A 15,033-nucleotide genomic window follows, 5' to 3' on the forward strand; every position below is an offset into this window, starting at 1 on the left:
TTTGAACCACAATATAAATAAGAGGCAGGAAATACGCCTGCCTCTTTGGATGTCTTTAATTAGTATATCAAAATCCGGCTATTAAAAACTACCTGTGTTTACTTTTTCAGGCCTTGTAACCGGCTCAGCGAGTTTTTCTCCCGATTCTGTAAGGACGTCAGCCTTGCCGTTCACCGTAAGGGCTACACTCTCTACACCTGTTTGTTCAGTAAGTGAAAGCACAAGCGAATTCAGCAGGTGTTCCGAGACCATTTTTTCTTCAAAGCTGCCATAAATGGATTCATTGAAGTTCAATGTCACCTTGCCATCCTCAACCTTAGGTGCGTCAAGCAGCTTCACGCCTGACTGGAAGTCTGACAGAAGATTGGATGCATATGCCGGCCCTTCAACAAGCTCATTGACGATTGCGGTGATATTATCCTTAACAGCATTGCTGACGCGCTTCGTTACTGGCACATAATAATACGCGCCTTCTTCGCCGCCAACATAATAGACCGTGACTGCTTTCGTATTTGTGATATCAACGACATCGGAATTGTCCACATTGATGCCATCCGCACGGCTCAGCTCTCCTCCAATCGGAGTGCCGCCTACAGGCATTGCTTCAAGAGGGGTGCCATTCATCTGAAGCTTCACTTCATCGATTGTATCGAATTGTGTGAGCGTCCAAGTTACTGCCTGAAGAATCTTCTTTTCATCCTCTTTTTTATAGGATGCAAATTCCTTTGAAAAATCAACTGTCGCTGTTCCGTCCTTGATGTTCACTGTCATTTGTGTGTCAGCTGGAAGGACGGCCCTGAAGCCATTTGGAAGCATTTGTTCGACAGGTCCATTCGCAACTAGGTATTCCAGAGCCTGCTGGGCGACTCCCTCTTTTTTCGGAAGTTCCATTGTCTGTGAGACGACATAGCCATTTTTATCGATCAAATACAATTCTGTCTGAATGGATGTTTCAACCGCTTCTTTTCCATCCTCAGCTGTTTCTGTAGTAACATTTTCATCAAGCGCCTCTCCCTCTTCCATGAACGTGACATCCTGAGGAGGATCAATTTTCTTCTTTTCCTCGCCCCCGAACAGTCCACAGCCAGATAGGAATACCGTAGTTGCCAGTGTAGCAGCTGTAACGACCACAGCCTTTTTATTTTTTGACATATAAATCCCTCCAAAGACAGTTTGTACTAATATGTATACGAGCCTCTGGATATTTTAGACCGCCTTTAAGAAGATTTTAGTAATTAAAATTGATTATAAAGAAAACAGCTCTGTTATAACCGAATGTTGATCTCACAGTGTTCGAAAAGTAAACGGATAAATTCCGCTTAAATTGGGAAATACCCTTATTTCCTTAAAAATAAAGGGAGGTTTTCCGTTTATTTAATCCAAATCGGTGAATATTCGTCTTAGTTAGTGCAGTTAACTGGAAATTCTCCGCTTATTTCTGCTGCAAAAGCGTCCACTATACACAATAGCCGGAAATCCTCCGTTTATGAACTCTCATACCCACACGAAAATCAACTTTGAATGATAACAAGCCAAGAAATTTAAAAAAAGACCTCCGTCTCCGGAAGCCTTGTTAACTCAATCTAATTTTTTCGACATGTTCAATCGGCCTCTCGAGCCACTGTGATGCTATGGATGAGAAAATCGTCCTTGAACCTGTCATGTAATAATAGTGCTCCGGAAGTTCTTCCCTGTCGGCAAACATATCGTTATGGCCGAGAATGGTGCTCACTTCACGCGCTGTTTCCTCGCCCGAACTGATCACCTTGACTTCAGGCCCCATCACTTCTTTAATGAGCGGCTCGAGCAAAGGATAGTGGGTGCAGCCCAGGATCAATGTATCCAGCCCCTGACCCTGCAATGGCTGAAGCGTTTCGGTTACCACTTTCTTTGCAACACGGCCATCGTATTCTCCACTTTCAACAAGCGGCACGAATTTAGGGCAAGCAAGTGCTTCAATTGCAGTCCGGCGATTGATTGATTTCAATGCATGTTCATACGCACGGCTTTTCACCGTGCCTTCAGTTCCGATAATACCAATTTTATAATTCTCTGTTACCTTGATCGCTGTCCTCGCACCAGGCTGAATGACACCTAACACTGGAATCGAGAGTTCATTCCTTATTTCGTCAAGGACGACTGCAGTCGCCGTATTGCATGCAATGACAAGCATTTTAATATTCTTTTCAAGCAGGAACCGGGTCATTTGCCAGGTGAATCTCTTTACTTCCTCAACCGGACGTGGTCCGTATGGACAGCGTGCTGTATCACCGACATAGATAATCTGTTCATACGGAAGCTGTCTCATCACTTCCTTGGCAACCGTTAACCCACCTACTCCTGAATCAATGATTCCGATTGGTCGATTCAAAAAACTCGCCTCATTCTTCTCGCATTTCTTGATGTAATTTCGCTAAGCCTTCTTTAAGGGACAATATTTCTTTACCTGAAAAGTCCTTCAATACTTCTTGAAGGTATAACTGTCGTTTCTTGATCACTTCATCGATGATCCTTTCACCCTCGTCCAGAAGATGGATACGGACTACACGCCTGTCATTGGGATCCTTCACCCTGACGACAAGTTCATTCTTCTCCATCCTGTCTACCAGATCCGTGGTTGTACTGCAGGCAAGGAACATTTTATTGGACAGTTCCCCGATTGTCATATCCCCGTCCTCAAATAGCCATTGCAGTGCAATGAACTGGGGGGGAGTGATTGTGTAATTGCTGAGGAGCTCGCGTCCCTTTTGCTTAATGATGCCTGATATGTACCGTAAATCCTTTTCGATATCAGCTACTGTCTCCAGCCCCTGATTTTTTTCTACCCCTTCAAGTTTCATCCGTAACAACTCCTAAGAATTCTTTTTCCTTTATCATAAAACTTGTTTCCAAGCTGAGAAGATTTTATCTATTGCCCTTATTTTCTACTTTTTTCGAGCAAATTTCAAGACAGAATTAAGTTCCAGCCAGTTTTCACCCCTTTAAACATCTTAACCGGCCCCCCCCATTCGGGTCGGCCGGTCATGATTAAAGTTCTAGCTCTCCCATACGCAGGAGCTCTACAACAGCTTGGGAACGCCCCTTTACACCAAGCTTTTGCATGGCGTTTGAAATATGGTTCCGAACCGTTTTTTCGCTGATAAATAATTCACTAGCGATCTCTTTTGTTGTTTTGTCTTGTACTAACAGTTCGAAAACTTCTCTTTCGCGTTTAGTGAGTAATGGCTTGTGAGTATATTCATTTTCCTTCAAGTATTGTAACCCTCCTTGCCTTCGCCAGCTGTGAACTGCGGGGTGGGTATAAATTTAGTCAAAATATCATATGTGAAGGAAAGAGGTGTAGTGACAACATTTAAGGGACTTCATGCCAATTTTTTTTAGACGTAAATCTTATTTAAAAACTGATTTTTTGCTTTCTGAAAATAAGTGCCTCATTTCCTCTGTCCAGGATACTCCCTTTCCTGTCCTTTTGGAAATCTGTACGATTGTCCCCCTGCCAGTCAGACAGATCGAACCATCGGCTTTTTTGACCATATAGTGCAGGTCTACTGAGGAATTTCCAATTGAGTTGGCTTTCACAAATATTCTAAGATCTTCATCAAAGAAAATCTGGCTCAAATAATCACATTGCAGATCGGCAACGACCGGAATCGTCTCATTCTCTGGTTTAACCCAATCCTGCATGAATCCCTGGCTTTTGAAGTATTCAATCCTCGCCTGTTCAAAATATGTAAACGGTACAGTGTTATTTAAGTGCCCGAACATATCGGTTTCAGAAAACCGAACCTTCACCGGATAAAAAAATTCAAACTCCTGTTCCCAGCTTACAATCTCATTAATGTAATCCATCTTTTTCATGCTGAAACCTCCCGTAAAATGAATGAACATTCATTCTTTTCTCTATTATAAATTTATTTAGTCGTTTTGGAAATAAAAAAGAAGGATTGGAATTACCAATCCTTCTGATAGGTCAGCTAGCCTTGTCATAACCACAGGCTTTAGCATTTTTCTCGTGCCCTAAATGCCTTCCGTTATCTTCATTCTGCTTTACTGATCCTTTGTTGCCACTTGAATCCGGACACTGCCTTTGCCCATTATTCAAATGAAGTTGCACCATAACAGGATCATGATCACTTGCTCTTCCATGCTCTTCCATATATAAGGAGTTGATATTGATAATATCAGCCTCTGCTTGATCAGCAAGATGGTTAGAGACAAGGATATGATCCAATACCTGTGAATTCCCTTGATAGTTATAAGTGAACCTCTCGCCTTCTGGCAAAGTCTCGATCATATTAGTCAATTGACCGTTCTCGAGAACCTCAATTGGCTTGGAAAATTCGAAGTCATTCAAATCACCTAGAACAACAACATTTGCTTTTGGATCTTCCGCATGTATGCCTGCAATGAATTCATTGAGCAATTTTGCAATCTCGATTCTTTGGACTTCGCTATCTAATACTGGTGGCTGGGTAACCCCGAATAAAGGATCATCTCCGCCCTTTGAGTTAAAATGATTCGCAATCACAATTACTTCCTGTCCTTTGAATACAAACTCTGCTGCCAATGGCTTTCTAGTATCTTCAAAAATAGGATTCTGTGGATCAATTCTTCCTGGATTCAAGGTAAGATCGCCATTTTCATAGGCAACAGCTTCTGTAGCTGTTCCTTTCGGAGCTTCTTTTAGTTGAACTCGTTCAGGGTTATATAGGTAACCAACGCGGATATTGCCACCAGGAGCACCACCATCCTGATTGTACTCAGGAGCAATATCAGTCCAGTTGTATGCTGGCCCGCCTTGTGCAACAATTTCATCGATTAAAGCCTGGTAGCTTTGTGATGCATCTGCAGAACCGCTGCCAGTCTGGCCATCATTATCCTGCACCTCTACCAAACCTATGATATCTGGAGTCTTTAGATTATTGATCATTGATTCTGCAATTCTAGCAGTCTTTGATTGATCAGTTTCCGCAGAAAAGTTCTCAATATTATAGCTGGCAATGGTCAGTTTATTCTCTTTTTGATCAAAAGTGGCATAGTCTTCAACCAATTCACTTTCAATTAATTCAGGAAGAGTTTCCTGGTCAACGAGGATTTTAAAATTAGAGAAACCATAGCTCACAACACCAGTGACCAGGCCGTTAAATTGGTCGCCTGCTTTCGCTATAAAATCACGATCGATCAGCAGGAACATTCTTTCAGGATTAGAACTTTCTTCAGTTAGCAGGATACCGCCTTGTGGGCTGTAAACTTTGCCTTCGACCTTATTGGCGATGACCGGTACTTCACCATACTTTTGAGGGCCAATTACCTGTGGGCTTTCTACTCCGATTCTCATTCCTTCTAGGCTTTCATAAAAATCAATGCCATCCTCTGATGGATCGAAGACGCTAAATTGATCGTTATCAATTACCTGCGTTGGCGGGATACGATCTTCACCAATGACAACCGGCGCTGGAAGCTCGACGCCTGTAGCAATCTTTGTCACTTCAGTAGCATTGATTTCAGTCATGGCAAGGTCGGTTTGCAGCTTTTCACTGTAACCATCAAGTACCCATTCCTTTACAAGGCCATCAATTTCAACTTGATCACCTTCAGTAAGACCATGATTCTTTTTATATACATAGATAGCTTCAGATGTATTGGGATTGCCATCCTCTTCAGGATCCTGCATGAAGAAAGCGCTGTTACCTTCCACCTTTGTTACAATACCCGCAACTTGAGCTACCTGCTGATCCTTGTATGGAGAAACATGGCCTTCACCCTGGATATCATGGATTTTCAGGCCAGTTACTGCCGGTGGCTCTGGTTCGCCAGGTTCACCTGGCTCCCCTCCGCTGCCGTCAGAAAACTGGATCGCTGAAGGTGACTTAAGACCCGGAACAGTGAAATACGCTTCCAATGAGCCTGTAACCTGTACTTTTTTTCCAAGGATATCCGGATTAGTCCCTAAACCGAATGTACCCCTAAAAGAGGAACTAAGTTGGACTGGCAGGATCTTTGAAGGGTCTGTTTCTTCAGGATTATCTGCCAGCGCAAAGTTATAATCATTTCCAAATGGTGCTTCATGGTCATATGAATTGGTGCTTATTGTATGTCCTACTATGTATCCTTCTACTGTACCAGTTCCACTATTATTCTCAATTGCCTGCTGGACGGTCATAACGGTTTCAGCGGATGCTTGACCACCAGAAAAAGGTATAGCATAGCTTACTAGTAAAATAACTGCTGCCAGCCAGGAAAAAGTTTTACGCTTAAGATTTCCCACATTTATTCCTCCTCCGTTTTTGTCGGAATTTATTGTCTTCCGTCAAGAGAAATATAACATGGTTAAATCCGCCTTTTCATAAAGTGAATGTAAGTTTTTTGTTAAAAACTGAAAAATGAATCTATAGTCTGTAAACGTTTTCCTAAGAGGCAAACTTATTTACTAGAGAAAAAGAAAATAAGCCAGGACTATTGGCCCCGGCTTACCATTTAACTTTCTATAATATATTTTAGCTTTAATCGTTATCAGATGTCCTCTTGGCATAAATAATGTATCGGTCGGGAGCATCGCCAACATAGCTGAATGGATAGCAGGTGGTTAAAACGAGCTCTTCTTCGTCGTTTTGGAGCGTAATGATACTGGTATCATCTGCGCTGACGATTTTTGTGCCAGTAATTTCATATGTATAATCGCCATAAGGCATTTTCATTGTCAGGTGATCTCCCAATTCCAGGTCACCTGCTTTTCGGAATACTGTATCACGGTGGCCTGAGAGAACAATTTGCCCATTTTCTTCAGGGTAGAAGGAGCCTTTATAATGGCCAACCCCCTTCTCGAGGTCGTCAGCATCCGTTCCCTCCACTATAGCCAATTCAGCTTCTATTTTTGGAATCAACAGCAATCCGGAAGCCTCTCCGGTTTCAGGCTTGAATTCTTCTTTTGAAGCTTTTGGCTTATCTTCCTTAACCAATTCTTTCGCCGCTGCAAGGGAAATCTTCTCCTGCTGTCTGATGTCCCACAACTGAAATAATCCAATCCCAAGGACAATCACTCCACTAATGACAATCACAATTGCCAATATCTTTGTAAATTTCATATACCGCTCCTATTTATGGCTTTTAAGAAAAGTATATCAAGAGAACCAGACTGGAAAAAGCACTATTTTAGCTAAAAGGAAAAACCTCCTTTCCAGTGAAAGGAGGTTCGTTTTTATACTTGATCGCTTCCGAAGAAGTTTTTGAATGCCTGCAATGTTGTATCGCGGTTCAAAGCTGCGATTGATGTAGTCAATGGAATGCCTTTAGGACAAGACTGGACACAGTTCTGTGAGTTTCCACAGTTCGCAAGTCCGCCGTCTCCCATGATTGTTTCAAGTCGCTCGCCTTTATTCAAAGCACCTGTTGGGTGGGCGTTGAAAAGACGTACCTGTGATAATGGCTGCGGCCCAATGAAATCGGACTTGTCGTTTACGTTAGGACAAGCCTCCAAGCAGACACCGCAAGTCATACACTTGGAAAGTTCATAAGCCCACTGGCGCTTTTTCTCTGGCATACGAGGTCCAGGTCCAAGATCGTAAGTGCCATCGATTGGTACCCATGCTTTAACACGCTTCAATGAATCGAACATACGGCTGCGGTCAACCTGAAGGTCACGGACAACCGGGAATGTTCTCATAGGCTCAAGCCTGATCGGCTGCTCAAGCTGATCAACTAGCGCAGAGCATGACTGGCGCGGGCGGCCATTGATGACCATTGAACATGCACCACAAACCTCTTCAAGACAGTTCATATCCCAGGCGATAGGAGTCGTTGCTTCACCTTTTGAGTTAACAGGATTACGTCGGATTTCCATCAGTGCCGAAATGACGTTCATATTTGGACGATAATCTAATACAAACGTTTCTTCATAAGGGGCGGAATCAGGAGTATCCTGACGGCTGATTACAAAAGTAACAGTTTTATTCTCTGACATGCCTTATTACTCCCCCTTCTTCTTAGAGTAATCGCGCTTACGCGGTTTGATTAATGAAGTATCTACTTCTTCATAATGGAATGCTGGAGCAGAGTTTGCGTCAACAAACTTCGCCATCGTAGTTTTCAAGAAATCCTCATCATTACGATCAGGGAATTCCGGTTTATAGTGAGCCCCACGGCTTTCGTTACGGTTATAAGCACCAATTGTGATAACACGTGCAAGTTGAAGCATGTTTTGAAGCTGGCGTGTGAATACAGCACCCTGGTTGCTCCATTTTGCAGTATCGTTGATATTGATATTCTTATAGCGCTCCATCAACTCGACAATCTTCTCGTCTGTTTTCAGAAGTCTGTCATTGTAGCGAACAACAGTTACATTGTCCGTCATCCACTCGCCAAGCTCTTTGTGAAGGACATATGCATTTTCAGTGCCATCAAGTGACATGACATTGTTCCATTTCTCCTGTTCCATCTTGACAGCGTCATCGAATAGAGCAGAAGAAACAGCGTCAGAGCTCTTCTCAAGGCCGTTGATGTAACGGATTGCATTTGGACCTGCTACCATTCCTCCATAGATTGCTGACAATAATGAGTTGGCTCCAAGACGGTTCGCACCGTGCTGTGAATAATCAACCTCACCTGCAGCAAACAAGCCAGGAATATTTGTCATTTGATCATAGTCAACCCATAGTCCACCCATAGAATAGTGAACTGCAGGGAATATTTTCATAGGAACTTTTCTTGGGTCATCGCCCATGAATTTCTCATAGATTTCAATGATACCGCCAAGCTTGATATCAAGCTCTTTAGGATCCTTATGTGATAGATCAAGATAAACCATGTTCTCACCGTTGATGCCTAGCTTCTGGCTAACGCACACGTCGAAGATTTCGCGTGTAGCGATATCACGCGGTACAAGGTTTCCATAAGCAGGATACTTCTCTTCAAGGAAGTACCATGGCTTACCATCTTTATACGTCCATACTCGTCCACCTTCACCGCGGGCAGATTCACTCATCAGGCGGAGTTTGTCATCCCCGGGGATTGCTGTAGGGTGGATCTGGATGAATTCACCATTTGCATAGTATCCGCCCTGCTGGTAAACGATCGCAGCAGCCGAACCCGTATTGATAACAGAGTTCGTTGTTTTACCGAAAATGATACCAGGGCCGCCAGTTGCCATGATGACAGCATCAGCAGCAAATGATTTGATTTCCATAGAAGTCAGGTTCTGTGCTACGACTCCGCGGCACACGCCTTCCTCATCCTTAACTATTCCAAGGAATTCCCAGCCTTCGTACTTCGTGACCAAACCAGCCACTTCATGGCGGCGAACCTGCTCATCCAAAGCGTATAGAAGCTGTTGTCCAGTTGTCGCACCAGCAAATGCTGTACGGTGGTGCTGTGTGCCTCCAAAGCGGCGGAAATCAAGCAAACCTTCCGGCGTACGGTTGAACATGACACCCATACGGTCAAGAAGGTGGATGATTCCAGGCGCTGCTTCAGCCATCGCCTTAACTGGCGGCTGGTTCGCAAGGAAGTCCCCGCCGTATACTGTATCGTCAAAGTGCTCCCATGGAGAGTCACCTTCACCTTTTGTATTTACTGCACCATTGATTCCGCCCTGTGCACATACAGAGTGGGAACGTTTTACCGGCACAAGAGAAAACAGTTCAACAGGAGTTCCTGTTTCTGCAACTTTAATTGTAGCCATTAAGCCAGCCAAACCGCCGCCGACTACGATCACCTTACCTTTACTCATCGTGACTCACTCCCTTAAATCCATGTCTGTCTTTCATATCCGTTCAATAGTAACTCTTTTTCCAGCATAGGCTTCGGACTGCAGCCCCTGAAAACGGCTTATACAAATGCCAGGATTGCGCGGACACCTACGATGGAAAGCGCAATGAAAACTCCGATCGTGACGTAAGTAGAAATAACTTGTGAACGCGGTGTTACAGTGATTCCCCAGCTAACGAAGAATGACCATAATCCGTTCGCAAAGTGGAAAGTTGTAGAGATGACACCAATTAAATAGAACCATAGCATGAATGGAGATGAAAGGATTGTCTCCATCATCTGGAAGTTAACTTCTGCACCAAATGCTGCGGCAATACGTGTTTCCCATACATGCCAAGCTACGAAAATCAATGTGATAACACCAGACACACGCTGAAGCATGAACATCCAGTTTCTGAAATAGCTATATTGGCCTATATTGTTCTTAGCCGTAAAAGCAATATAAAGACCGTAAATTGCATGGAATAATAATGGTAAGAAGATAATGAAGACTTCTAGAAAATACCTGAAAGGCAACTGCTCCATAAAATGTGCTGCGCTATTGAATGATTCTTCTCCCCCTGTAGCGAAATGGTTGACTACAAGGTGCTGCATGAGGAAAAGACCCACTGGAATGACACCCAGTAAAGAATGCAGCCTCCGCCAATAAAACTCTTGTCTACCTGCCATAAGTATACCCCCCTGAAATTTGGCCGTGATGTTAAGGTTTTTCTCCCCATCCCTACTAATCTAACAGATTGATTCAACCCAACATCAAAAAAATAAGCATTTCTTACAATTATGTGACATGTTCATTTTACTCCCATCATAATAGAGCGTCAAGAAAACGGATACATAAAAATGCTTATATAAATAAAATTTTTAAAATATATTGATATTGTAAAAATCCCTCTTTCTAATTATTCCAACACAGGAAAGAGTATATTAAAATAATACTATTGCCTATAGGAACCGACTGATTAAAAATTTCCCGATTCAATAATTTTGAATAACTCAGTTTCGGGTATGGTATAAACATGGAAAAAATTTATAGAATTTCTTATGCCATGCAAAATTTAACAACTTTTTAATTTAATGTTTTCGCGGCAAATTGTTTATAATAGAGTGATAGAAAGAGGGGAGAACATGAGTGAAATAACTACTTCTGAACAAAAAACCGAGAGCGATCCACTGGCTGTCCCTGCGTTTGGATATGAATTGATCAGGGAAGTCCTCCTGCCGGAATTGCTTGGCAAAGACACAGCAGAAATCCTTTATTGGGCTGGAAAACGCCTCGCCCGAAAATATCCATTATCAACCCTAGACGAAACCATCCGCTTTTTCCGGGATGCAGGCTGGGGCACACTATCCATCAAAGAAGAATCCCGAAGAGAAATGGTGCTTGAACTTAGCAGCGAGCTCATTTCCTCCCGACTGAAAAACAACCCAAACACCACATTCCAGCTAGAAGCAGGTTTCATAGCCCAGCAAATGGAACACCAGAAAAAAGTAACAACCGAAGCCTTCGAACACCCCAATAAAAAATCAGCGAAAATTATGTTCACGATCAAATGGGATAAGAGTGATCCTGTATGCGAGTTTTGATTCACCTACTCCGGGATTTTAGGTGACAGGACACAGTCAAATATTGGCTGTGTCTTTTTACTATGCTTAAAACCCTTTTACTGCTTGGCAAGCGCCGAAATCGTTCACTCTCTCCGATTTCGGGCACATGTTCCTCTTTCTTCTTACCGAAATCCTCGCATTCACCGAACTTCGGGCACATGTTCCTCTTTCTTCTTACCGAAACTCATCACATTCACCTAACGATAGAAAGCCTTCCCGGTACACCAGGAAAGCTTTTACCATTCCTCTATTAATTCGTCTTAACTGCTTCTGAGTATAGCTCAAATGCTTCGTGCAGTGATTCTACTGCGTTTACCATTTGTTTTTCGTCGACAACAGTTGAAACCTTGATTTCGGATGTGCTTACCATTTTCACCTGGATGCCGTTTCCTTCTAGGACTTCGAACATTTTTGCGGCCACGCCAGGGTTGGAGACCATGCCTGAACCGACGATTGACACTTTTGCGAGGCCTGTTTCGGATTCGACCGCCTGGTAGTTCAATGTTTCTTTATTGCGTTCCAATACGTCAAGCGCCTCTGATAGGTCATTGCTCTTAATGGAGAACGAAATATTGGCTAACCCTGCTTCTGTACGGCTTTGGACGATGATGTCGACATTGATGTGGTTCTGTGCAAGTGTTGTGAATATGGTTGAAAGTCCTTTAAGTGAAGTGCTGACTCCAAGGACTGATACTCTCGTGATTTGGTCTTCAAACGCTACTCCGCGTACGATTAGATTCTGTTCCATTTCATTCTCCTCCTCGATGATCGTGCCTCTTTCTTTTTCCATGCTGGATCTTACTTCAAGTGGCAATCCATAGTTTTTCGCGAATTCCACCGCACGCGGATGGAGCACGCCTGCCCCGAGATTGGCCAACTCTAGCATTTCATCATAGGAAACGCTCAGCAGCTTCCTTGCGCTTTTCACATATCGTGGATCAGTCGTGAACACACCGGTCACATCTGTGTAGATATCGCATTTATCAGCTTTCAGTGCCGCCGCTAAAGCAACTGCCGTTGTATCTGAGCCGCCGCGGCCAAGTGTCGTAATCTCACCGTCATCCGTAACACCCTGGAATCCTGCGACAATGACTACCTTGCCAGCCTCTAAATCCCTGGCAATCCTGTCCGTTTCGATATCGACAATCCTGGCGTTGCCGTGGACAGCTTCTGTTTTGATTCCAGCCTGCCAGCCTGTATAGGAAACGGCCTCGATGCCATTCTGCGCCAATGCCATTGAAAATAGTGCGATCGTAATTTGCTCGCCTGTTGTCAGCAGCATATCCATCTCTCTTTTTGATGGTGCGCTTGAGATATCATTCGCCATATCGACAAGATGGTCTGTCGTCTTGCCCATTGCTGATACGACTACGACCACATTATTGCCATTCTGCAATTCTTCTGCTGTCCTGCTTGCCGCGTTCCTGATCCTTTCGACATTGCCAACCGATGTTCCACCGAATTTTTGTACAATCAATCCCATATGTTTCCCCTGCCTCTTCATTCTGTATTTTGCCTCTAATAGAGTTTCCATGACTTCGCCGCATATGTAATTCTGTCAAAAATAGCCCTAAAAAACAGAAAAAGCAATGGAAGTGGCTCCCATTGCTTGATAAACGTGTATATACGCTGCAACATGAGATAGCACTCCAAGATGGCAATCTTGACAATCCAGCGTTTGTTCAACGAAGGACCAGCGTGAAAATGGATAGGCATTTTCCCACTTCGGCGAACATTCCCTTTCAAAGCCCATCTCTGAATCCTACAATTCTCCAGACTTTTACTCTTGAAGCTCGCACCTCTATCTTCACTTTAATGCTCTAAAGTGATAGCTATATGAAATTTTTATCATTATAGCATACCTAAAAATAGAATGCTACATTAATTCTGTAATTTCTGAAAGAGTTCCTCTGCGACATTTGCCGGCAGACCGGCTGCGTTCAACTCTTCCACAGAGGCTTCCCTCATTTTTTTCACCGAGCCGAAATGCTTCAACAAGGCCTTCTTGCGCTTTTCGCCAATGCCTGGAATATCATCGAGTAATGACTGAAAGGCACTTTTGCCTCTAAGCTGGCGGTGGAAGGTAATCGCGAACCGGTGGACTTCGTCCTGGATTCTCTGCAGCAGGTAAAACTCCTGGCTGTTACGCGGCAGTTCGATCACCTGCAGCGGATTGCCATAGAGCAGCTGGGAGGTCCTGTGCTTGTCATCCTTGGCCAGTCCGGCGATCGGAATATCAAGTCCCAGTTCATTTTCAAGTACATCCCGTGCGGATTCGATATGTCCTTTTCCGCCATCAATGATGATCAAATCCGGCAGTGGCAGTCCCTCTCTCAAGACACGGGTATACCGGCGCCTTACGACTTCCCTCATTGATTCATAGTCATCCGGGCCCTTGACCGATTTAATCTTATATTTGCGATATTCTCTTTTTTCCGGCTTACCGTCGATAAAAACAATCATCGCCGATACCGGATCTGTTCCCTGAATGTTGGAGTTATCGAAAGACTCGATCCGATGAGGAGTGTAAATGCCCATTTGCTGGCCAAGATTTTCAACAGCCTTGATGGTCCGTTCCTCATCGCGCTCGATCAGCGAGAACTTTTCTTTCAGGGCGATCCCTGCATTCTTGGATGCCAGGTGGACAAGCTCCTTCTTCTTTCCGCGCTGCGGTTTTAGAACCTTTACTTCAAGCAGACCTTCTGCCAGTTCAAGATCCACGCCCTCAGGCACCAAAACTTCCTTCGGTTTGAAATGCTCGTTTTTCGAATAAAACTGCCCCAGATATGTGAGGATATCTTCTTCAGGTTCATTGTGGATCGGGAACATGGAAACTTCTCGTTCAATCAATTTTCCCTGCCGGATGAAAAAGACCTGTACACACATCCAGCCTTTGTCGAAAGCATAGCCAAACACATCTCTATCTGTAAAATCTGTCGTCGTCATCTTTTGCTTTTCCATCGTTGCCTCGATATGGGCGATTTTATCCCGAAATTCCTTCGCTCGTTCAAAATCCAGCTCTTCAGCAGCGGCAGCCATTTTAGCCGTCAAATCTTCCTTGATATCCTTGTAGCCGCCATTCAGGAACTTCGTGATCTCATCAGTGATCTGCTTATACTCATCTTTGCTGATGTCCTTGACACAAGGCGCAAGACATTGCCCCATATGATAATAGAGGCAGACGCGGTCTGGGAGTGTCGAGCATTTCCGAAGTGGATAAATTCTGTCTAGCAGCTTCTTCGTCTCGTTCGCCGCCTGGACATTCGGATATGGCCCAAAGTATTTGCCGCTGTCCTTCTTGACCTTCCTGGTAATGATCAGCTTTGGATGCCGTTCAGCAGTCAGCTTGATGAACGGATATGATTTATCATCCTTGAGCATGATATTGTATTTCGGGTCATGCTTTTTGATTAGATTGATCTCCAGCAGCAAAGCTTCCATATCGGAGGACGTGACGATATACTCAAAATCCTCGATTTCGTTGACGAGTCGTAGCGTTTTGCCGTCATGCGATCCTGTAAAATAAGAGCGCACCCTGTTCTTCAAAACTTTGGCTTTCCCAACGTAAATGATGGTCCCCTGCCTGTCCTTCATTAAATAACAACCAGGCTGAGCAGGGAGAAGGGCAAGCTTATTCCTGATCTGTTCATTCATGCCGTTCACCTC

At 43.9% G+C, this 15,033-nt stretch carries 13 protein-coding genes and 1 riboswitch; of the genes, 1 reads left to right on the forward strand and 12 read right to left on the reverse strand.

Annotation, left to right across the window (positions count from 1 at the left end; all coding sequences use genetic code 11):
- Window positions 1-81: 81 nt before the first annotated feature.
- The 10 genes from RH061_RS17290 to RH061_RS17335 form a co-directional block, all read right to left on the reverse strand.
- The gene (locus RH061_RS17290) at window positions 82-1,152 is read right to left on the reverse strand and encodes a GerMN domain-containing protein (protein ID WP_311072023.1); all 1,071 of its coding nucleotides are present in this window, start codon (window positions 1,150-1,152) and stop codon (window positions 82-84) included.
- A gap of 421 nt (window positions 1,153-1,573) precedes the next feature.
- Window positions 1,574-2,371, reverse strand: coding sequence for a glutamate racemase (racE, locus tag RH061_RS17295; RefSeq protein WP_311072025.1), 798 nt, complete (start codon window positions 2,369-2,371; stop codon window positions 1,574-1,576).
- Between the two features lie 10 nt (window positions 2,372-2,381).
- Entirely contained in the window at window positions 2,382-2,840 is a 459-nt protein-coding gene (locus RH061_RS17300) for a MarR family winged helix-turn-helix transcriptional regulator (RefSeq protein WP_311072026.1), read from the reverse strand.
- A 187-nt stretch (window positions 2,841-3,027) separates the two neighbouring features.
- The gene (gene gerE / locus RH061_RS17305; RefSeq protein WP_019154738.1) at window positions 3,028-3,252 is read right to left on the reverse strand and encodes a spore germination transcription factor GerE; all 225 of its coding nucleotides are present in this window, start codon (window positions 3,250-3,252) and stop codon (window positions 3,028-3,030) included.
- A 138-nt stretch (window positions 3,253-3,390) separates the two neighbouring features.
- Entirely contained in the window at window positions 3,391-3,858 is a 468-nt protein-coding gene (locus RH061_RS17310; RefSeq protein ID WP_311072032.1) for an acyl-CoA thioesterase, read from the reverse strand.
- A gap of 112 nt (window positions 3,859-3,970) precedes the next feature.
- Complete coding sequence (locus RH061_RS17315) at window positions 3,971-6,268, reverse strand: DUF8508 domain-containing protein (protein ID WP_311072033.1); 2,298 nt, start codon at window positions 6,266-6,268, stop codon at window positions 3,971-3,973.
- 235 nt (window positions 6,269-6,503) lie between these two features.
- Window positions 6,504-7,085, reverse strand: a complete 582-nt coding sequence (locus RH061_RS17320) for a class D sortase (protein ID WP_311072034.1) — start codon at window positions 7,083-7,085, stop codon at window positions 6,504-6,506.
- 113 nt (window positions 7,086-7,198) lie between these two features.
- Window positions 7,199-7,960 (reverse strand): succinate dehydrogenase iron-sulfur subunit, encoded by a 762-nt coding sequence (sdhB, locus tag RH061_RS17325; protein ID WP_311072036.1) that lies wholly within the window; start codon window positions 7,958-7,960, stop codon window positions 7,199-7,201.
- A 6-nt stretch (window positions 7,961-7,966) separates the two neighbouring features.
- A complete protein-coding gene (gene sdhA, locus RH061_RS17330) occupies window positions 7,967-9,724 on the reverse strand; it encodes a succinate dehydrogenase flavoprotein subunit (protein ID WP_311072038.1) in 1,758 nt (585 codons plus the stop codon).
- A gap of 98 nt (window positions 9,725-9,822) precedes the next feature.
- Window positions 9,823-10,431, reverse strand: a complete 609-nt coding sequence (locus RH061_RS17335) for a succinate dehydrogenase cytochrome b558 subunit (RefSeq protein ID WP_311072040.1) — start codon at window positions 10,429-10,431, stop codon at window positions 9,823-9,825.
- A 456-nt stretch (window positions 10,432-10,887) separates the two neighbouring features.
- On the opposite strand from RH061_RS17335, the gene RH061_RS17340 reads away from it, so the two are divergent.
- Window positions 10,888-11,346, forward strand: coding sequence for a YslB family protein (locus tag RH061_RS17340; protein ID WP_311072042.1), 459 nt, complete (start codon window positions 10,888-10,890; stop codon window positions 11,344-11,346).
- A 271-nt stretch (window positions 11,347-11,617) separates the two neighbouring features.
- Here RH061_RS17340 and RH061_RS17345 read toward each other — a convergent pair whose 3' ends face one another.
- Both RH061_RS17345 and uvrC read right to left on the reverse strand, forming a co-directional pair.
- Complete coding sequence (locus RH061_RS17345) at window positions 11,618-12,850, reverse strand: aspartate kinase (protein WP_311072044.1); 1,233 nt, start codon at window positions 12,848-12,850, stop codon at window positions 11,618-11,620.
- Window positions 12,851-13,001: 151 nt separating this feature from the next.
- Window positions 13,002-13,179: riboswitch (Lysine riboswitch) on the reverse strand.
- A 69-nt stretch (window positions 13,180-13,248) separates the two neighbouring features.
- A complete protein-coding gene (uvrC, locus tag RH061_RS17350; protein ID WP_311072046.1) occupies window positions 13,249-15,021 on the reverse strand; it encodes an excinuclease ABC subunit UvrC in 1,773 nt (590 codons plus the stop codon).
- Between the last annotated feature and the right edge of the window lie 12 nt (window positions 15,022-15,033).

Source organism: Mesobacillus jeotgali (genome assembly GCF_031759225.1).
In the GTDB taxonomy this organism is placed as follows: Bacteria; Bacillota; Bacilli; order Bacillales; family Cytobacillaceae; genus Mesobacillus; species Mesobacillus jeotgali_B.